The sequence below is a fragment of the Pseudomonas sp. A6 genome (assembly GCF_052367875.1).
Lineage (GTDB): Bacteria > Pseudomonadota > Gammaproteobacteria > Pseudomonadales > Pseudomonadaceae > Pseudomonas > Pseudomonas citronellolis.
On the sequence record NZ_CP198970.1, the window covers coordinates 7,200,841 to 7,219,894 of the forward strand.

The following is a 19,054-nucleotide window of genomic DNA, read 5'->3' on the forward strand; positions in this document are numbered from 1 at the left end:
GCTGGTCAAAAAGCGCTGCAAGCCTATGCTTTGCTTATGGAGCCGGCCCTTTCGGCTGGCAGAGTTCGTGCATTACCTGACCATATGGACAGCTTTGCCGCCGCGTCAGGCCCGCTCCCCGGCGGGCAGCGCGAACGCGCTCCAGCGAGGTTACGCATGATCCAGTTCCTGCTCGACGACGAGCTGCGCCAGGTGGACGGCCTGGCACCGGAAACGAGCCTGCTCGACTACCTGCGCACCCAACTGGGGCGCACCGGCACCAAGGAGGGCTGCGCCTCCGGCGACTGCGGCGCTTGCACCCTGGTGCTCGCCGAGCCCGATGGCGAGGGCCTGCGCTACCGCGCGGTGAACGCCTGCATCACCCCATTGGGTTCGCTGCACGGCCGCCAGTTGCTGACGGTGGAAAGCCTCGCCGAGGGCGAACGCCTGCACCCGGTGCAGCAGGCCATGGTCGACTGCCATGGCGCGCAGTGCGGCTTCTGCACCCCGGGCATCGTCATGTCGTTGTTCGCCTGGCGCCATGCGGCCTGCAAGCACGACCGCGAGAGCGCGTTGACCGCGCTTTCCGGCAACCTGTGCCGCTGCACCGGCTACCGGCCGATCCTCGACGCCGCCCGGCACATCGCCGGCGAAGCCAGCACCGATCGCTTCGACGCCTCGGCCCGCGCCACCGCCGAACGCCTGCGCGCCCTGCCCGCCGGCGCCAGCCTGGACGACGGTGAGCAGCACGCCTGGCTGCCCACCTCGTTGGAAGAGCTGGACACCCTGTTGATGAACTATCCACAGGCACGCCTGGTGGCCGGCGCCACCGACCTGGCCCTGGAAGCGACCCAGGCATTGAAGCGCTTCCCGCAACTGATCCACCTGGAGCGCGTGGCCGAGCTGCGGCGCCAGGAGGAACACCCCGATCACCTGCTGATCGGCGCCGCGCGGCCCTATGCCGACTGCCTGGAAGCCCTGCATGCCTTCCCCGGCGTGCCCGAGCTGCTGGAGCGCCTGGGCTCGCTGCAGATCCGCCAGCGCGGCACCCTCGGCGGCAACATCGCCAACGCCTCGCCCATCGGCGACATGCCGCCGGTGCTGTTGGCCCTGGATGCGCGGCTGCGCCTGCGCCGCGCCGGGCAGGCGCGCGAGGTGCCCATCGACGGCTTCTTCACCGGCTACCGGCAAAGCGTGCTGCAGCCGGGCGAATACATCGAGGCGGTAGTTATCCCCAGGCTGGTCGATGGCCAGCTGTACCGTGTGGACAAAGTCTCCAAGCGCCGCGACGACGACATCTCCGCCGTATGCCTGGCCCTGCGCCTGGACTTCGACGACCAGGGCCTGGTGCGCGACGCGCGCCTGGCCTGCGGCGGCATGGCCGCCACTCCGCTGCGCGGCCGCCGCAGCGAGGCCGCGCTGAGCGGCCGGGCGTTCGACGCCGCCGCCGTGGCCGCGGCCCAGGCCGCCCTGGCCGAGGACTTCCAGCCCATCGACGACCTGCGCGCCAGCGCCGCCTATCGCCTGAAGGTGGCGCAGAACCTGCTGCAACGCGCATTAGTGGAATACACGGCAACCCCTGCGGAGGTGCGCCATGCGTAGCCTGCCTCCCCTGGCCGCCAACGGCGGCGCCAGCGAAACCCGCAGCGCCGGCCAGGCCCGGCCCCACGACAGCGCCGAGCTGCACGTCAGCGGCGCGGCGCGCTACGTCGACGACATCAAGGAACCGCGCGAGCTGCTGCACGCCGCCGTCGGCCTCACGGACATCGCCTGCGGGGTTATCCACAAGCTGGACCTGGAGGCTGTGCGCAACGCCCCCGGCGTGGTCGCCGTGCTGACCCTGGACGACGTGCCCGGCCACACCGACATCGGCCCGGTGTTCCCCGGCGACCCGCTGCTGGCCGGCGAGCGGGTGAAGTACCACGGCCAGGCGTTGTTCGCCGTGGCCGCGCAAACCCAGCTGCAGGCCCGCCGCGCCGTGCGCCTGGCCAAGGTGGAATACGCCGAGGAGCAGCCGCTGCTGGACCCGCTGCGGGCCAAGGCCGAGGAACGCTTCGTGCGCCCGCCGCACTTCATGCGCCGCGGCGACGTCGAGCACGGCCTGGCCGCCGCACCCTACGTACTGCAGGCCAGCCAGTTCGTCGGCGGCCAGGAGCACTTCTACCTGGAAGGCCAGGTGTCCATGGCACAGCCCACGGACGACGGCGGCATGTTCGTGTTCACCTCCAGCCAGCACCCCAGCGAGGTGCAGAAGCTGGTGGCCGAGGTGCTGGCCATCCCCCTGGCCAAGGTCACCGTGGAAGTGCGGCGCATGGGCGGCGGCTTCGGCGGCAAGGAAACCCAGGCGGCGCCCTGGGCCTGCCTGGCCGCGCTGCTGGCGCGCAAGACCGCGCGCGCGGTGAAGCTGCGCCTGCCGCGCGCCGACGACATGCGCGCCACCGGCAAGCGCCACCCCTTCCACAACCGTTACCGCGTGGGCTTCGACGCCGAGGGCCGGCTGCTCGCCGCGCAGCTGGAAGTGGTGGGCGACTGCGGCCACTCGCCGGACCTCTCCGACGCCATCGTCGACCGCGCCATGTTCCATGCCGACAACGCCTACTTCATCCCCGACGTGGCCGTGGCCGGCTACCGCAGCTTCACCAACATCGTTTCGCACACCGCCTTCCGCGGCTTCGGCGGGCCCCAGGGGATGATGCTGATCGAACGCGCCATGGACGACATCGCCCGCGCCGTCGGCCAGGACCCGCTGGACGTGCGCAAGCTCAACCTCTACGGCGGCAGCGGCCGCGACCTCACGCCCTACCACCAGCGCGTGGAACACAACCTGCTGGGCGAGCTGATCGAACGCCTGGAAGCCAGCAGCGACTACCGCGCCCGCCGCGCCGCCATCACTGCCTATAACGCAGGCAGCCCGGTGCTCAAGCGCGGCCTGGCGCTGACCCCGGTGAAGTTCGGCATCAGTTTCACCGCCCAGCACCTGAACCAGGCCGGCGCGCTCATCCACCTGTACACCGACGGCAGCATCCAGCTGAACCACGGCGGCACCGAGATGGGCCAGGGCCTGAACGTCAAGGTAGCGCAGATAGTCGCCGAGGAATTCCAGGTGCCGCTGGAGCGCGTGGCGATCACCGCCACGCGCACCGACAAGGTGCCCAACACCTCGCCCACCGCGGCCTCCAGCGGCACCGACCTGAACGGCATGGCCGCCCGCGACGCGGCCCGCACGCTGAAGGCGCGGCTGGCGGAATTCCTCGCCGCGCGCGAGGGCGTGACGCCCCAGGAAGTGCGCTTCGCCCACGGCCAGGTGCAAGTCCGGGACAAGGCGCTGGACTTCGCCGAGGTGGTACAGGCCGCCTACTTCGCGCGGGTGCAGCTGTCGGCCACCGGCTTCTACCGCACGCCGAAGATCCACTACGACCGCGAGACCGGCCAGGGCCATCCGTTCTTCTACTTCGCCTATGGCGCGGCGGTGTCCGAGGTGGAAGTGGACAGCCTGACCGGCGAATACCGCCTGCTGCGGGTGGACATCCTCCACGACGTGGGCCGCAGCCTGAACCCGGCCATCGACATCGGCCAGATCGAGGGCGGCTTCGTCCAGGGCATGGGCTGGCTGACCAGCGAGGAACTGAAGTGGGACGCCAAGGGCCGCCTGCTCACCACGGGGCCGGCGACCTACAAGATCCCGGCGGTGAGCGACGTGCCGGAAGACTTCCGCGTGGCGCTGTTCGACCGGCCCAACGAGGAAGACAGTGTGTACCTGTCCAAGGCCGTGGGTGAGCCGCCGTTCATGCTGGCCATCTCGGTGTGGTCGGCCCTGCGCGACGCCATCGCCAGCCTGGCGGACTACCGGGTGAGCCCGGCGCTGGATACGCCGGCTACGCCGGAGCGGGTGTTGTGGGCGTGCGAGGGGTTGAAGGGGTGGGCTGTGGATAGTTCGCTGGAAGACGCGGCATGCCCTCACCCTAGCCCTCTCCCGGAGGGAGAGGGGACCGTCCTGAGCGGGGCTCAGCAACGGAGTCAGCCGGAAACTGTGGATAAATCTCCAGCGCCATTACTTTCCCGCCACACCGAAGCAGCCCCCTCTCCATTCAGGGAGAGGGCTGGGGAGAGGGAACCCAACTCACCGCCAGCACAGAAACACCCAACCAACACCAGCAACCCACCCCAGGAGCCCACCCCATGACCCCCACCTGGATGGACGCCATCGCCCGCCTGCGCGACGGCGCCGAGCCCTACGTGCTGGTCACCGTCATCGGCGTGCAGGGCTCCACCCCGCGCGAGGCCGGCTGCAAGATGCTGGTCACCGCCGACGCCTGCTACGACACCATCGGCGGCGGCCACCTGGAACTGGCCGCCACCGAGCACGCCCGCCAGTTGCTGCTGGCCGGCAAGGACGCGCAGAGCCTGGAGCACTTTCCCCTCGGCGCGCGCCTGGGCCAGTGCTGCGGCGGCCGCGCCAGCCTGCTGTTCGAATGCTTCGCGGTGCGCGGGCCGCAGGTGCTGCTGTTCGGCGCCGGGCACGTCGGCCGCGCCCTGGCGCCGCTGCTGGCCGGGCTGCCGCTGCGCCTGGAATGGGTGGACAGCCGCGCCGCGGAATTTCCCGCCGAGTTACCCACAGGGGTGCGCTGCAACCTGCTGGATGATCCGCTGGAGGCTGTGGATAAAGCCGCGCCGGGCAGCTACTACCTGATCATGACCCACAACCACCCGCTGGACTACGCCCTGGCCGAGGCCGTACTCAAGCGCGGCGACGCCGGCTTCCTCGGCATGATCGGCTCGCGCACCAAGGCCCAGCGCTTCCACATGCGCCTGGAGCAGCGCGGCTTTTCCCCAGCCGCCATCGACTCCATGCACTGCCCCATCGGCCTGCCCGAGGTGCCCGGCAAGCGCCCGCTGGAAGTGGCCATCGCCGTGGCCGCCCAGGTCATCGCCCGCTATCACCAGGACGCCCCGCCACGCACCACGCGCAGCGGCGTCGAATGGAAGGCGCTGTGCAGCGAGGCGGGGATCGAACCTGATCCGCCCCGCACCGCCGAAAAAACCTGACCGACGGGACAACAGTTTTTCCCGTACCCGCCGATAACCCCTTCGGCCCCTTCCCTACGCCCGTCTCCCACCGCGAACGGATTCGCCGCGTGCCAAGAGGACAAGAAGAACATGCGCCTTCGCAGCATCCAGACCCAACTCATCCTCAGCATGGGCAGCGCCCTGCTGCTCAGCCTGCTCATCGTGCTCGGCCTCTACGCCGTGCTGGTCAACCGCCTGAGCGAGCGCTACCTGCTCGAACAGGCGCTGCCGGCGAGCATCCAGGCCATCGCCAACGACTTCGAGCGCCAGCTCACCGGCCCGCTCACCGCCGCCGCCGGCATCGCCGACAACAGCCTGGTGCAGGACTGGCTGGCCGCCGGCGAGGACCCGGCGCGGCAGGCCGATTTCGTCCGCTACCTGGGCGGCATCCGCAGCTCGCAGCGGGCCTTCGCCGCGCTCATCGCCAGCCAGGCCAGCGACGCCTACTACAGCGACAAGGGCAAGGAACGCACCCTGTCCCGCGACAACCCGCAGGACGCCTGGTACTTCCGCTTCGTCGACAGCGGCCGGCCGCAGGTGCTGAACATCGACACCGACGTCGGCAGCGGCGAACTGACGTTGTTCATCGACCGCCGCGTCGAGCGCGACGGCAAGCTGCTGGGCATCGCCGGCCTGGGCCTGCGCATGGACGAGCTGTCGAAGCTGATCCGCGACTTCCGCTTCGGCCAGTCCGGCCATGTGTACCTGGTGAAGAACGACGGCCAGGTGCAGATCCACCCCGACCCGGCCCGGGCCCGCGGCAAGGCCCTGGCCGACCTGGTGGGCAGCGACGCGGCGCAGGCGCTGCTCGGCCATCCGGGCTTCCAGAGCAGCCGCTTCGAGCGCGACGGCGAAACCTACCTGGCCGCCAGCCTGCCGCTGCGCGACCTGGGCTGGACGCTGGTCAGCGAGGTGCCGGAAGCCGAGGTCTATGCCGATGCGCGCCAGGCCCTGCGCCTGTCCGGCCTGGCCGGCGCGGCGGTGGCGCTGCTCTGCCTGGGCCTGGTGGTGCTGCTGGCCCGCGGCCTGGTGCGGCCGATCCGCCAGGTGACCGCCGCGCTGCTGGACATCGGCGCCGGCGGCGGCGACCTGACCCGTCGCCTGGACGATTCCCGCGCCGACGAACTGGGCGACCTGGCCCGCGGCTTCAACCGCTTCCTCGAAGGCCAGCGCCAGCTGATCGGCGCCGTGCTCGCCACCAGCCAGCAACTGCAGCGCAGCGTGGCCGAGGTGGCGCGGGTTGTGGATAACACCGCGGAACACGCCAGCCGCCAGCAGGAGATGACCGACATGGTGGCCACGGCGGTGAACGAGATGGGCAGCACCGTGCAGGAGATCGCGCGCAACGCCGAGCAGGCCGCCAGCGCCTCGCAGCAGGCCCGTGGCGAAGCCGGCCAGGCGCGCCAGGTGGTGGGCGGCGCGCTGCAGCATGGCGAGCGCATGTCCGCCGAGATCGGCCAGGCCGCGGAGGCCGTGGGTGACCTCGCGGCCCAGGTGGCGACCATCGACCAGGTGCTGGCGGTGATCCGCGGCATTTCCGAGCAGACCAACCTGCTGGCGCTCAACGCCGCCATCGAGGCCGCCCGCGCCGGCGAGCTGGGCCGCGGCTTCGCCGTGGTGGCCGACGAGGTGCGCACCCTGGCCGGGCGCACCCAGGGTTCCACCGACGAGATCCAGGCGATGATCCAGCGCCTCAAGCAGGGCGCCGAGCAAGCGGTCGGCTCCATGCAGTCCGGCCAGGCGGCCACCGGCGAAGGCCTGGCCGCCAGCCAGCGCGCCGGCGCCTCGCTGGGCGCCATCGCCGACCAGGTGGAGCGCATCAGCGACATCAACCACCAGGTCGCCGCCGCCACCGAGGAACAGAGCGCGGTCACCGAGGAAATCAACCGCAACGTCCAGGGCATCGCCGACCTGGCCCGCGCCACCACCGGCGAAGTGCACCAGGGCCGCGAACAATGCCAGGCCCTGCGCGGCCTGGCCGACGACCTGCAGCGGCAGATGGGGCAGTTCCGCTTGTGACGGGTGGGGGGTTCGCGAGCAAGCTCGCTCCTACAGGTCGGCACCGTACCGGCTCTTCGTAGGAGCGAGCTTGCTCGCGAACCGCCGACGTCCCGATCGGGCTCGGTTATCCACGGTTGAAAAGCGGTTTTCGCTGTCCACAGGCGGCGGGCTTCCACAGGGAGGCTCCATAGGCGCTTTTTTGCCTCTTCGATTTGTGGATACCCTTCTGCAGCCCAGCAATTCCGGGGCTTTTTGCTCAAATAACGTACAGTTTTCGCCAGCCGGCGGCGGTTCTGGCATGGGAAGTTTTCCCCAGAGGATATCCACAGCACTGTCCACGGCCTCTGTGAGCAATCCACCCACCCGGCCGGGGAAAACCCCGATTCCACCGGCTTCTCCCCGCTCCTTCCCCAGCCCTGCATAAGTACCGCCCATGGCACAGTTTTCCACCAGGATATTCACAGCTTGCCAAGGGCTTATACCGGACTTGTACAGGCCCCTTTTCCGAGGCTTCAAGACCTGGCCTAAGCCCTTGACTGGCGCGGCTTTCAGCCCGTGACAGAACAAAAAACGTACAGCCTCTCGCAAGCCCCGGAATGCCTGCTCCCGGAGCCTTCATCGACAGTTTTTCCACAGCCTTGCCCACGCTATCCGGGGATAGCCGCAGACGGCCTTTTCCGTCGTTTGCGCAAATTCTGCGCAATGCTATGCAGGCCACGGCTGGCATGGCCTGGAAAGGAGGGGACACAGTTTGTCCACAGGATGCCGCACAGGAACCGGGGACAAAAACCCGCGTCCGCTGGAAAAGCCCTGGGGATAATTGCCTTCAGTCGTCGAGGCGGGCGGCCTGGATGCGGCCGCGGCTGAGGTCGCCGAGCAGGCGTTGCAGCTCCTCGACCTTCGCATCGGCCAGGCTCAGGCGGATATCCACACCCTCGGCGCCGTAGGCCTCGTCCTCGATGCTGGCGCCCAGGGCGAGGATGCGCGCCTTGAGCAGCGCGTGCTCGGCGAAGCCGCAGGCGAAGGCCAGGCGGGTGCTGGGCACCAGTTCGATGCGCGCGGCGTCCTGCAGGCACTTGGCCGCGCAGCCGCCGTAGGCGCGGGCCAGGCCGCCGGTGCCGAGCTTGATGCCGCCGAACCAGCGGCTGACCAGCACCACCACGCGGTCCATGGCCTGGCCCTCGATGGCCGCGAGCATCGGCCGCCCGGCGGTGCCGCCGGGTTCGCCGTCGTCGCTGAAGCGGTATTGCGCGCCGAGCTTCCAGGCCCAGCAGTTGTGCCCGGCGCTGGCGTCGCGGTGGGCGGCGAGGAAGGCCTGGGCCTCGGCCTCGCTGGCGATGGGCGCGGCCAGGCAGGTGAAGCGGCTCTTGCGGATTTCCTCGGCGTAGCTGACCGGGCCGGCGAGGGTGAAGCTCATGCCGTGGCCGGCGGCGTCAGCCCGCAGCCCTTGAGGATGATGTGGATCAGCTGGTCGGCGGCATCGCCGAAGTCCTGCCGGGACATGCGCTTGCGCCCGGTGACGAAGGCGATCTGGGTGGCGAAGTCGGCGTAGTGCTGGGTGCTGCCCCAGAGCAGGAAGATCAGGTTGACCGGGTCCACCGGGTCCATCTTGCCGGCGGCGATCCAGGCCTCGAACACCGCCGCGCGGCCGCGGAACCAGGCGCGGTAGTCCTGGTTGAAGTGGCTGCTCAGGCACTGCCCGCCGCTGATGATCTCCATGGCGAAGATGCGCGAGGCCAGCGGGTGGCGGCGGGAGAACTCCATCTTGGCGCGGATGTAGCCGGCCAGGGCGGTGGCCGGGTCGTCCTCGGCGGACAGGTGGTTGAAGGTGCTGTCCCAGAGGTCGAGGATGTTGCCCAGCACCGCGGTGTAGAGCCCCAGCTTGTTGCTGAAGTAGTAGTGCAGGTTGGCCTTGGGCAGGTCGGCGCGCAGGGCGATGGCGTTCATGCTGGTGCCCTTGAAGCCGTGGCGGGCGAACTCTTCTTCGGCGGCGGCGAGGATGACTTCCTCGTTCTTCTGGCGAATGCGGCCGGCGGGCTTGTCGGCGCCTTCGGCAAGGTGGGCTGGCACTGGGAAAGTCATACGGCGTATCCATGGCTTCAGCGAAAGGGCGAAGCATGGATAACCCAGGCGGGGCGGGGGATTCAAGCGAATCCGGCGTTTTTCCCGCGGTGCACCGCAACGGGGCGGGGGAATGCCCCGAGAGCGCCCTTTCCTGTAGGAGCGAGCTTGCTCGCGAACCGCATGGCACCGCAGCCGCCGGGAAATCCCCGTTCGCGAGCAAGCTCGCTCCTACGAAAAGCCCGTTCTGAAATATCCGGAAACACCAGCTCTTCGCCGACGATCGCCGGTTTTTCCCAAGAAAGGCTGCTGAAAGCTTGAGCCCCTAGCATCCGCCCTCCCCTCCGCTGCCCGGCGGCAGGTTATCCACACAAGAACAACACGGGTGATGCCATGACACGCTTGAACCGCCGACCCGCCCCGTCCCTGCCCGGCCACCCGCCGCGCTGAACCCGACGGAGGCCTTCCCGATGCTGACCCTGCTCGCCTTCGCCATGGTGGCGACCTTCATGCTCCTGATCATGACGCGGCGCCTCTCGGCGCTCATCGCGCTGATCCTGGTGCCCATCGCCTTCGCCCTGCTCGGCGGCTTCGCCGCGGGCCTGGGGCCGATGATGCTCGACGGCATCCGCACCCTGGCGCCGACCGGGGTGATGCTGATGTTCGCCATCCTCTACTTCGCCATCATGATCGACTCGGGGCTGTTCGACCCGGCGGTGCGCAAGATCCTCCGGCTGGTCAAGGGCGACCCGCTGAAGGTGTCGATGGGCACCGCCGCGCTGGCGATGATCGTCTCCCTGGATGGCGACGGCTCCACCACCTACATGATCTGCGTGGCCGCGGTGCTGCCGCTGTACCAGCGCCTGGGCATGAGCCCGCTGCTGATGGCCTGCCTGATCATGCTCTCCAGCGGCGTGCTCAACATGACCCCCTGGGGCGGCCCCACCGCCCGCGCCGCCAGCGCCCTGCACGTGGACCCGGCGGACATCTTCGTGCCGATGATCCCGGCGATGGTCGCGGGCCTGGCCACGGTGTTCGGCATCGCCTGGGCCTACGGCAAGCGCGAGCGCGCGCGCCTGGGCCAGCTGCACCTGCCCGGCGAGCACCTGGACGCGGCCGAGGTCAGCGTCTCGCAATACCCCGAGGCGCGGCGGCCGAAGCTCCTGTGGTTCAACGGCGCGCTGACGCTGGTGCTGATGGGCACGCTGATCGCCGGGCTGCTGCCGATGCCGGTGCTGTTCATGATCGCCTTCGGCATCGCCATGATCGTCAACTACCCGTGCATCCTCGAGCAGAAGAAGCGCATCGGCGCCCACGCCGAGAACGTCCTGGCGGTGGTCTCGCTGATCTTCGCCGCCGGCGTGTTCACCGGCATCCTCTCCGGAACCGGGATGGTCGAGGCCATGTCGAAGAGCCTGCTGGCGGTGATCCCGCCGGCGCTGGGGCCGTATCTTGCGACCATCACCGCGCTGGTCAGCCTGCCGTTCACCTTCTTCATGTCCAACGACGCCTTCTACTACGGCGTGCTGCCGGTGCTGACCCAGGCCGCCGCGCAGTACGGCATCACCCCGGTGGAAATGGCCCGCGCCTCGATCGTCGGCCAGCCGGTGCACCTGCTCAGCCCGCTGGTGCCCTCCACCTACCTGCTGGTGGGCCTGGCCAAGGTGGACTTCGGCGACCACCAGCGCTTCACCCTGCGCTGGGCAGTGCTGGTCTGTCTCGCTATCCTCGCCGCCGCCCTGCTGCTGGGGCTGTTCCCCCTGTTCAACGACTGACGACTGGTAAAACCGTAAATGGAATGGCTGACCAACCCGGAAATCTGGGTCGCGCTCCTCACCCTGACCGCCCTGGAGATCGTCCTGGGCATCGACAACATCATCATGATCTCCATCCTGGTGGGGCGCATGCCCAAGGCCCTGCAGGCGCGCACGCGGCTGTTCGGCCTGGCCCTGGCGATGGTCACGCGCATCCTCCTGCTGCTGTCGATCACCTGGGTGATGCGCCTGACCGCCGACCTCTTCACGGTGTTCGAGCAGGGCATTTCCGGGCGTGACCTGATCCTGTTCTTCGGCGGCCTGTTCCTGCTGTGGAAGAGCAGCAGCGAGATCTACCACGGCCTGGAAGGCGAGGACGAGACCGAACAGCAGCCCAAGAGCCTGCTCGGCGGCTTCCTCGGCACCATCGTGCAGATCGCCATCATCGACATCGTGTTCTCGCTGGACTCGGTGATCACCGCGGTGGGCATGGTCTCCAACGTGCCGGTGATGGTCGCCGCCATCGTCGTCGCGGTGCTGGTGATGATGCTCGCCTCCGGCGCCATCAGCGACTTCATCGACAAGCACCCGTCGCTGAAGATGCTGGCGCTGTCGTTCCTCATCGTGGTCGGCACCGTGCTCATCGCCGAAGCCTTCGAGGTCCACGTGCCCAAGGGCTACGTCTACTTCGCCATGGCCTTCTCGCTGGCGGTGGAAGCGCTGAACATCCGCATGCGCACGGCACGCGGGCGCAAGCCGGTCGAGCCGGTGCAGCTGCGCCGGGACATTCCCGGCCAGTAGCGCCCTAGAGCGTCGGCAAGGGCGCCCCGGCCGGCCACTCCAGGGTGCCCTTGTCGCTGAAGCGCACGGTGCCGAACAGGCCGCCGCCGAGCTTGCCGCTGATTTCGTAGGGCATGCCCTGGCGCGGCGGCGCGTTGCCCAGGCCCCAGGCCTGGCGCACCAGGCGGAAGGCGGAGATGCTCACCGGCACGCTGAGCAGCGCTTCGCCGAAGCGCGGCACCTGCCCGCGCTGGTCGCTGACGCCGCTGGCCAGCGGGCGGCCGTTGACGCTCAGGTCCAGGGCCACGCCGTCGTAGTCGATGTCGCGGTCGTTGGGGTTCTGCACCCGCAGCTTGACCGCGAAGCGCGCTTCCATGCCCTGCCCGGCCAGGGGCTCCAGGCCCACCAGATCGATCTTCAGCGGGTCGTTGCCGAACAGGCTGGCACAGGCGCCCAGGCCCAGGATCAGGCCGAGGGCGAGGAACAGGCGCAGGGTGGCGAGAAGGCGCTTGGGCATCGGGGGTTTCCGCTAGCGGTGGTGTCCGGGGCAGTCTAGCCCGCGGGGGTGATCGGGAGAAACCACGGTTCGGATACCCCTTGTAGGAGCGGGCCCTGCCCGCGATTCGCGCGCAGGGCGCGCTCCTACAGGGGAATGGCGCCGACACCGCTGGCTATCGCGGGCAAGGTCCTACGCTGTTTCTGGGTTCCCGCGTTCGCGGGAATGACGTTGGAAAACACGACTCTCAACCCGTCATTCCCGCGAAAGCGGGAATCCAATAGACAGTTGCACCTACGCATTCCGGCAAACACAACGCCCGTAGGATGGGTTACCCATCGTCACCGCCATGGTCCGGCGTGGCCAGCAAATTCAATCGCGGACAGAGTCCGCTCCTACGTCCGAGATTCCCTGCAAAAACTCCCCCGGGTTACGCCCCAACGGCTTTACTCAAGGTAAACACCCCGACGAATCAGCATCTTGTCGAACCCTCGCGGGACTGCGAGGGTCTACCATGACAATTAGATGACAGAAAAATCGGCCAGAGTCGTCCCACAGCGTAGTCACGCCTGGGCGGCCATGCAGTAACGAGGGGGGCCGCCATGCTGACACTGCTCAACCTGCTTTCCGCCGTCGCCTTGCTGGTGTGGGGCACGCATATCGTGCGCACCGGCATCCTCCGGGTGTACGGCAGCGACCTGCGGCGCATTCTCAGCCGCAGCGTGCAGAAACGGCCGCTGGCCTTCGCCGCCGGCATCGGCGTCACCGCACTGGTGCAGAGCAGCAACGCCACCGCGCTGCTGGCTACCTCCTTCGTCGCCAGCGGCCTGATGGCGCTGGCCCCGGCGCTGGCGATCATGCTCGGCGCCGACGTCGGGACGGCGCTGATGGCGCGGGTGCTGACCCTCGACCTGTCGTGGCTGTCGCCGCTGCTGATCTTCTTCGGGGTGATCTTCTTCCTCACCCGCAAGCAGACGCGCCTGGGCCAGCTGGGCCGGGTGTTCATCGGCCTGGGCCTGATCATCCTGGCGTTGCAGCTGATCGTCGAGGCCGCGGAACCCATGACCCAGGCCAAGGGCGTGAAGGTGCTGTTCTCCAGCCTCACCGGCGACGTCATGCTCGACGCCCTGACCGGCGCGCTGTTCGCCATGATCTCCTACTCCAGCCTGGCCGCCGTGCTGCTCACCGCGACCCTCGCCACCTCCAAGGTGATCTCGCTGAAGGTCGCGCTGTGCCTGGTGGTGGGCGCCAACCTGGGCACCGGCATCCTCGCCCTGATCGGCTCCAGCTCGCAGAACGCCGCCGGCCGCCGGGTGGCCCTGGGCAGCCTGTTGTTCAAGGTCGCCGGCTGCGTGCTGGTACTGCCGCTGATCGGCCCGCTGGCGCAGTGGGTGGACGGCTGGCCGTTCCGCACCCAGGAGCTGGTGATCGCCTTCCATGTGCTCTACAACTCGGTGCGCTGCCTCGCCTGCCTGCCGCTGACCACCCAGATGGCCGCCTTCTGCACGCGCATCATGCCCGACCGCGCGGCCCCCGAGGACCGCGTGCGCCCGCGCCACCTCGACCCGGCGGCGCTGGACACGCCGAGCCTGGCGCTGGTCAACGCGGTGCGCGAGACGCTGCGCATGGGCGACATCGTCGAGCAGATGCTGATCAACCTGCTGCAGGTGACCCGCGGCGGCGACCCGCTGCTGGGCAAGGAGATCCGCAAGCTCGACGACGACGTCGACGCGCTCTACACGGCGATCAAGCTGTACCTGGCGCGCATGCCCCGCGAGGATTTGAGCGAGCGCGACAGCCGGCGCTGGGCCGAGGTCATCGAACTGGCCATCAACCTGGAGCAGGCCGGCGACATCATCGAGCACATGCTCAGCGCCGTGCAGGACAAGAAGACCTCGCGCAGCCGCTCCTTCTCCGACAACGGCCTGGCCGAGATCACCGCGCTGCACAGCCAGCTGCTGGTCAACCTGCGCCTGAGCCTGTCGGTGTTCCTCAACGGCGACCAGGAAGGCGCGCGGCGCCTGCGCCGGGCCAAGCAGCGCTTCCGCCTGCAGGAACGCCGCTACGCCCACTCCCACGTCGACCGCCTGCGCCAGCAGGTGGTGCAGAGCATCGAGACCAGCTCGCTGCACCTGGACCTGATCGCCGACATGAAGCGCCTGAACTCGCTGTTCTGCGCCATCGCCTACGCCGTCCTCGACAATCCCGAGGCCGGCAGCGGCGAGGAGGCCGAGGACGACTACGTCGAGCAGGCCCTGGAAGATGCCGCCCAACCGCCGGGCCACGGCGTGCCGCCGGGATCCAGCGCGGCCGGCTGAGGGCCCGGCCGGCAGACGGCGTGTGGCAGCTCGCCGCGGGACTGATCCGCGTCAATGCCCGGGCATGGCGTTCGGCTAGGGTGGTGGCCCTTTGCCAGCCACGAGCATGACGCCATGACCCTTAGCCGGCTTCCGGCCCAGTTATTGGTGACCTCCCAGGACGAGAGCGTGGCGCGCCAGGTGCGCGCCCTGCTCACGGTCTACCAGGTGCCCTGCGCGGTACTCGCCGGCCCCGGCGACTGCGAGCAGGCCCCGCTGTGCCGCTGGTTCAAGGATGCCGCGCTGAGCGATACCGCGCGCCTGCACGCCTTGCTGGCCGACGCCGTCGGCGTGCTCGAACGCAGCCGACACGCCTTCCGCTCGCGCGAGCTGGGGCAACTGCGGCGGCGCCTGGAGGCCGCATTGCGGGAGTTGTCCGCCTCCCCGCCGATGGTGTAAAAAACCCCGACCAACGTTCCGCCACCGCGGAAGCCGGCTTTGCCGGGCAGGACGCCAAGGGCCTGCAAGACAAAGCGCCGCGCCTGTCGCCGAATTCATCGTGCGACGGGCGCGGCGCTTTTTTCATGCCCGCAGAAAAACAAGGAGGCAAGCATGGGCCTGGGACCGAAGCTCGACCACATGCTCGACCGCATCGGCCTGTCGCCGGCGGAGATCGACCAGCGCCTGCGCTACCTGCACTGGCAGCAAGCCGACGAGCAGCGCCTGCAGCAGGCCGCCGCCGAGCGCGGCGACAGCCACGCGCGCTTCATCGAACAGCTCTACGCGCACCTCGGCCAGTTCCCGCCGCTGGCGGCCATCCTCTCCGAACCGGCCACCCTGCAGCGCCTCAAGCGCAGCCAGGCGCAGTACTACGAGCAGCTCTGGGAGGCCCCGCAGGACGGCGGCTACGTGCGCGACCGCCTGCGCATCGGCCTGGTCCACCAGCAGGTGGGGGTGGAGCTGAAGTGGTACCTGGGCGCCTACCGCCTGTACCTGCAGCACATGCTCGACGAGCTGCTCGGCGACGCGCCGCAGGCAGCGACCTTCGCCAGCCTGCTCAAGCGGGTGTTCTTCGACATGTCGCTGGCCATCGACACCTACGGCGCCGCCCAGCGCCAGGCCCTGGAGGACAGCGAGGCGCGCTTCGCCCGGGCCCTGCGCGGGGCCAACGACGGCATCTGGGACTGGGACCTGGCCAACGACCGGCTGTACGTTTCCGAACGCTGGACACGCATGCTCGGCCTGAGCCGCGACAGCCTCGGCGAGGGCAGCGCCAGCTGGTTCGCCCGCGTGCACCCCGACGACCTGCCCGGCCTGCGCCAGGCCATCGACGCCCACCTGCGCGGCAGCGCCGCCCTGCTCAACCACGAGTACCGCATCCGCCAGCGCGACGGCGGCTACCTCTGGGTGCAGGCCCGCGGGGTGATCACCGACGGGCGCATGGCCGGCTCGCAGAGCGACATCAGCCAGCGCAAGGCCAGCGAGCACCAGCTCAGCCACGCCGCGCGCCACGACCCGCTGACCGGCCTGGCCAACCGCCTGCGCCTGGACGAGCTGCTGCAGCAGGCCCTGCAACGCCAGAGCCGCCCCGGCGCGCGCGAGGCCGGCTTGCTGTTCATCGACCTGGACCGCTTCAAGCTGATCAACGACAGCCTCGGCCACGCCGTCGGCGACCGCGTGCTGGTGGAGGTGGCCCAGCGCCTGCTGCGCTGCCTGCGCCCCGGCGACCACCTGGCGCGCTTCGGCGGCGACGAGTTCGTGGTGCTGCTGGACGACATGGCCAACCTGGCCGACGCCGAACAGGTCGCCCAGCGCATGCTCGACTGCCTGCACCAGCCGCTGCACCTGGACGGCCGCACCCTGGTGGTCAGCGCCAGCATCGGCATCACCGGGCTGATCGCCGAGGGCCAGGCGATCGACACCCTGCAGGCCGCGGACCTGGCCCTGTACCGCGCCAAGGAGGCCGGCAAGGCGCAGTACGCGCGCTTCTCCAGCGAGCTGCAGGCCGCCGCGCAGCGCCGCCTGGAGCTGGAGAGCGCGCTGGGCCAGGCGCTGGAGCGCGGTGAATTCAGCCTGCACTACCAGCCGATCCTGCGCATCGACGTCGACCCGCCGCGGCCCATCGCGGTGGAAGTGCTGCTGCGCTGGCAGCGCGACGGCCAGCCGGTGTCGCCGCTGCAGTTCATCCCGGCGCTGGAGGAGTCCGGCGAGATCGTCCGCGTCGGCGACTGGGTGCTGCGCGAGGCCTGCCGCCAGACCCGCGCCTGGCAGCGCGACGGCCAGGGCTGGCTGTACTGCTCGGTGAATCTGTCCATCCGCCAGCTGCAGCAGCCGGGCTTCGCCGAGCGGGTGCGGCAGATCCTCGCCGAGACCGGCCTGGCGCCGCAGAGCCTGGTGCTGGAGATCACCGAGAGCCTGATGATGCAGGACGGCGCCGAGACCCTCGCCTGCCTGCGCGAGCTGGCCGCCCACGGCGTGCGCCTGGCGCTGGACGACTTCGGCACCGGCTACTCGTCGCTGGGCTACCTCAAGCGCTTCCCGCTGGACCTGTTGAAGGTCGACCGCAGCTTCATCGGCAAGGTCCCCGACGACCCCGAGCTGAGCGCCATCTGCCGCGCCATCGTCGGCCTGGGCCGCAGCCTCGGCCTGGAGGTGGTGGCCGAGGGCGTCGAGCACCCCGAGCACCTGGAATTCCTGCGCAAGGAAGGCTGCCGCTTCGCCCAGGGCTTCCTGTTCAGCCCGCCACTGCCACCCGACGTCCTGCACCCCGCGGCCATGGAGACCCACCGATGAAGCTCAACCTGCCGGTCAGCGGGCGCCAGGTCGAGGTGCCGGCCAGCGCCAACATCCTCTCCACCACCGACCTCAAGGGCGCGGTCAGCCACGTCAACCCGGACTTCCTGGCCATCAGCGGCTTCAGCGCCGAGGAGCTGCTGGGGTACAACCACAACCGCGTGCGCCACCCGGACATGCCGCCGGCCGCCTTCGCCCACCTGTGGCGGACGCTGCAGGCCGGGCGCAGCTGGATGGGCCTGGTGAAGAACCGCTGCAAGAACGGCGACCACTACTGGGTGAGCGCCTTCGTCACGCCGATCCGCCACGGCGGCAAGGTGGTGGAGTACCAGTCGGTGCGCACCCGCGCCAGCGTCGCCGAGGTCGAGGCCGCCGAGCAGCTGTACGCGCGCATGCGCGCCGGCTGGCTGCCGCGCCGGCCACGCCTGGGCCTGCTGCCGCGGCTGCTCGCCGGCCTGGGCCTGGCGCAGGCCATGGGCGCGCTGCTGGCATATCTGGCGCCCGCGCCCTTGGCCTTCGGCCTCGCCCTGCTGCTTTCCGGCGCCTGGCTGGCGCACCAGTTGCAGCCGCTGCGGCCCCTGCTGGCGCGCGCCCGGCAGGTCGCCGACAACCCGCTGAGCCAGCGCCTGTACAGCGGCCGCATCGATGAATTCGGCGAGCTGGACTTCGCCCTGCGCATGCTCGAAGCCGAGACCGGCGCGGTGGTCGGGCGCATGGCCGAGGCCTCGCGCCAGCTCGCCGAACACGCCGGGCAGCTGGCCGGCACCGTGGCCGACAGCAGCGCCGGCACGCGCCGCCAGCAGCAGGAGACCGACCAAGTGGCCAGCGCCATGCAGCAGTTGGCGCAGAGCGTCCAGGAAGTGGCGCGCCACGCCCAGCACAGCGCGGTGGCGGCGCAGTGCAGCGAGCGGGTGACCCAGGCCGGCCAGGGCGAGGTGCAGGCCACCCGCGGCCAGCTCGCCGCCCTGGAGGACGCGGTGCGCCGCGCCAGCGAGGCGGTGGAGCAACTGCACGGGCACAGCGAGGGCATCTCGCGGATGCTGCAGGTGATCCAGGAAGTCGCCGGGCAGACCAACCTGCTGGCGCTCAACGCCGCCATCGAGGCAGCCCGCGCCGGCGAGGCCGGGCGCGGCTTCGCCGTGGTGGCCGACGAAGTCCGCGCACTGGCCTCGCGCACCGCCGACTCGGCATTGGATATCCACAGGCTGGTGGGCGACCTGCAACGCGGCGCCGGCGCCTCGGTGCAGGCCCTGCGCCACAGCTGCGAACAGGCCCACACCAGCCTAGACCAGGCCGGCCGAGCCGCCGGCGCGCTGGAGGAGATCGCCGGGCAGGTCTCGGCGATCCAGCGCATGAGCCTGGAGATCGCCGGGGCCATCGAGGAACAGGGCTGCGCCAGCGAGGAGATCGAACGCAGCCTGTTGGCCATTCGTGAGTCGGCCGACGGCAATGCCGCCAGTGCGAGCCATAGCCAGGCCAGTGCGGCGCGGGTGGCGGAGTTGGCGGCGGGGTTGAGGATGATGGCGGGGCATTTCTGGGAGGGGCGGCGCAACGCTTGAATGAAGGGCGCGGCTCTTCGTAGGAGCGAGCTTGCTCGCGAACAGTGCCCAGCTGTGACTTCGGTGTTTTGGCTTGGCTCCGTTCCCTCTCCCCAGCCCTCTCCCTGAAGGGAGAGGGGGCTTGTCCGTGCCGAGAGAAGTGATGGTTTCAGTCTGAAACCTTCGGTGTTGCCGGCTAACTCAGGAATACCCATGCACTCCGAACGGTCCCCTCTCCCTTCAGGGAGAGGGTTAGGGAGAGGGCGCTCTGAACCCCAACACCCGCAG

The 19,054-nt window shown here is 69.6% G+C and carries 13 protein-coding genes and 1 pseudogene; 11 read left to right on the forward strand and 3 right to left on the reverse strand.

All coding sequences use genetic code 11. From position 1 onward, the window contains the following. Positions 1 to 156: 156 nt before the first annotated feature. The 5 genes and pseudogenes from xdhA to ACTWJ5_RS31715 all read left to right on the forward strand — a co-directional run bounded on the left by xdhA (position 157) and on the right by ACTWJ5_RS31715 (position 7,065). The gene (gene xdhA, locus ACTWJ5_RS31695; protein ID WP_444437217.1) at positions 157 to 1,581 is read left to right on the forward strand and encodes a xanthine dehydrogenase small subunit; all 1,425 of its coding nucleotides are present in this window, start codon (positions 157 to 159) and stop codon (positions 1,579 to 1,581) included. Next, positions 1,574 to 4,162, forward strand: coding sequence for a xanthine dehydrogenase molybdopterin binding subunit (gene xdhB / locus ACTWJ5_RS31700; RefSeq protein ID WP_444437218.1), 2,589 nt, complete (start codon positions 1,574 to 1,576; stop codon positions 4,160 to 4,162). Before xdhA ends, xdhB begins: the two co-directional genes overlap by 8 nt. Next, positions 4,159 to 5,025, forward strand: coding sequence for a xanthine dehydrogenase accessory protein XdhC (xdhC, locus tag ACTWJ5_RS31705; RefSeq protein WP_301501839.1), 867 nt, complete (start codon positions 4,159 to 4,161; stop codon positions 5,023 to 5,025). Before xdhB ends, xdhC begins: the two co-directional genes overlap by 4 nt. 150 nt (positions 5,026 to 5,175) lie before the next feature. Continuing rightward, a pseudogene (locus ACTWJ5_RS31710) lies at positions 5,176 to 6,150 on the forward strand (cache domain-containing protein); the annotation flags it as partial. Between the two features lie 210 nt (positions 6,151 to 6,360). Continuing rightward, the gene (locus ACTWJ5_RS31715) at positions 6,361 to 7,065 is read left to right on the forward strand and encodes a methyl-accepting chemotaxis protein (RefSeq protein WP_444439695.1); all 705 of its coding nucleotides are present in this window, start codon (positions 6,361 to 6,363) and stop codon (positions 7,063 to 7,065) included. An 808-nt stretch (positions 7,066 to 7,873) separates the two neighbouring features. On the opposite strand, the gene ACTWJ5_RS31720 is transcribed toward ACTWJ5_RS31715, so the two are convergent. Together ACTWJ5_RS31720 and ACTWJ5_RS31725 are read right to left on the reverse strand one after the other, a co-directional pair. Next, complete coding sequence (locus ACTWJ5_RS31720) at positions 7,874 to 8,464, reverse strand: IMPACT family protein (RefSeq protein ID WP_301501842.1); 591 nt, start codon at positions 8,462 to 8,464, stop codon at positions 7,874 to 7,876. Continuing rightward, the gene (locus ACTWJ5_RS31725) at positions 8,461 to 9,129 is read right to left on the reverse strand and encodes a TetR/AcrR family transcriptional regulator (RefSeq protein ID WP_249918322.1); all 669 of its coding nucleotides are present in this window, start codon (positions 9,127 to 9,129) and stop codon (positions 8,461 to 8,463) included. The genes ACTWJ5_RS31720 and ACTWJ5_RS31725 overlap by 4 nt, the downstream gene beginning before the upstream one ends. A 449-nt stretch (positions 9,130 to 9,578) precedes the next feature. On the opposite strand from ACTWJ5_RS31725, the gene ACTWJ5_RS31730 reads away from it, so the two are divergent. After that, positions 9,579 to 10,883: a CitMHS family transporter gene (locus ACTWJ5_RS31730; protein WP_074980739.1), complete on the forward strand. Its 1,305-nt coding sequence runs from the start codon at positions 9,579 to 9,581 to the stop codon at positions 10,881 to 10,883. A gap of 18 nt (positions 10,884 to 10,901) precedes the next feature. Beyond that, on the forward strand, positions 10,902 to 11,663 hold the full coding sequence (locus tag ACTWJ5_RS31735) for a TerC family protein (RefSeq protein ID WP_043316039.1): 762 nt from the start codon (positions 10,902 to 10,904) through the stop codon (positions 11,661 to 11,663). Between the two features lie 4 nt (positions 11,664 to 11,667). Here ACTWJ5_RS31735 and ACTWJ5_RS31740 read toward each other — a convergent pair whose 3' ends face one another. After that, the gene (locus ACTWJ5_RS31740) at positions 11,668 to 12,159 is read right to left on the reverse strand and encodes an LEA type 2 family protein (RefSeq protein WP_043270180.1); all 492 of its coding nucleotides are present in this window, start codon (positions 12,157 to 12,159) and stop codon (positions 11,668 to 11,670) included. 581 nt (positions 12,160 to 12,740) lie between these two features. Between ACTWJ5_RS31740 and ACTWJ5_RS31745 the strand changes: the two genes are divergently transcribed. From ACTWJ5_RS31745 to ACTWJ5_RS31760, 4 genes are all read left to right on the forward strand, one after another. Continuing rightward, complete coding sequence (locus tag ACTWJ5_RS31745) at positions 12,741 to 14,456, forward strand: Na/Pi cotransporter family protein (protein WP_043316042.1); 1,716 nt, start codon at positions 12,741 to 12,743, stop codon at positions 14,454 to 14,456. A 114-nt stretch (positions 14,457 to 14,570) separates the two neighbouring features. Then, entirely contained in the window at positions 14,571 to 14,894 is a 324-nt protein-coding gene (locus tag ACTWJ5_RS31750) for a hypothetical protein (RefSeq protein WP_061563167.1), read from the forward strand. A gap of 153 nt (positions 14,895 to 15,047) precedes the next feature. Beyond that, on the forward strand, positions 15,048 to 17,228 hold the full coding sequence (locus ACTWJ5_RS31755; protein ID WP_444437219.1) for a putative bifunctional diguanylate cyclase/phosphodiesterase: 2,181 nt from the start codon (positions 15,048 to 15,050) through the stop codon (positions 17,226 to 17,228). Then, positions 17,225 to 18,787, forward strand: a complete 1,563-nt coding sequence (locus tag ACTWJ5_RS31760; RefSeq protein ID WP_444437220.1) for a methyl-accepting chemotaxis protein — start codon at positions 17,225 to 17,227, stop codon at positions 18,785 to 18,787. Before ACTWJ5_RS31755 ends, ACTWJ5_RS31760 begins: the two co-directional genes overlap by 4 nt. Positions 18,788 to 19,054 lie beyond the last annotated feature (267 nt).

Bases quoted from the DNA above. Each gene is read 5' to 3' on its own strand.
- xdhA (WP_444437217.1), top strand. From the start codon at position 157: ATGATCCAGTTCCTGCTCGACGACGAGCTGCGCCAGGTGGACGGCCTG.
- xdhB (WP_444437218.1), top strand. From the start codon at position 1,574: ATGCGTAGCCTGCCTCCCCTGGCCGCCAACGGCGGCGCCAGCGAAACC.
- xdhC (WP_301501839.1), top strand. From the start codon at position 4,159: ATGACCCCCACCTGGATGGACGCCATCGCCCGCCTGCGCGACGGCGCC.
- ACTWJ5_RS31715 (WP_444439695.1), top strand. From the start codon at position 6,361: ATGGGCAGCACCGTGCAGGAGATCGCGCGCAACGCCGAGCAGGCCGCC.
- ACTWJ5_RS31720 (WP_301501842.1), bottom strand. From the start codon at position 8,464: ATGAGCTTCACCCTCGCCGGCCCGGTCAGCTACGCCGAGGAAATCCGC.
- ACTWJ5_RS31725 (WP_249918322.1), bottom strand. From the start codon at position 9,129: ATGACTTTCCCAGTGCCAGCCCACCTTGCCGAAGGCGCCGACAAGCCC.
- ACTWJ5_RS31730 (WP_074980739.1), top strand. From the start codon at position 9,579: ATGCTGACCCTGCTCGCCTTCGCCATGGTGGCGACCTTCATGCTCCTG.
- ACTWJ5_RS31735 (WP_043316039.1), top strand. From the start codon at position 10,902: ATGGAATGGCTGACCAACCCGGAAATCTGGGTCGCGCTCCTCACCCTG.
- ACTWJ5_RS31740 (WP_043270180.1), bottom strand. From the start codon at position 12,159: ATGCCCAAGCGCCTTCTCGCCACCCTGCGCCTGTTCCTCGCCCTCGGC.
- ACTWJ5_RS31745 (WP_043316042.1), top strand. From the start codon at position 12,741: ATGCTGACACTGCTCAACCTGCTTTCCGCCGTCGCCTTGCTGGTGTGG.
- ACTWJ5_RS31750 (WP_061563167.1), top strand. From the start codon at position 14,571: ATGACCCTTAGCCGGCTTCCGGCCCAGTTATTGGTGACCTCCCAGGAC.
- ACTWJ5_RS31755 (WP_444437219.1), top strand. From the start codon at position 15,048: ATGGGCCTGGGACCGAAGCTCGACCACATGCTCGACCGCATCGGCCTG.
- ACTWJ5_RS31760 (WP_444437220.1), top strand. From the start codon at position 17,225: ATGAAGCTCAACCTGCCGGTCAGCGGGCGCCAGGTCGAGGTGCCGGCC.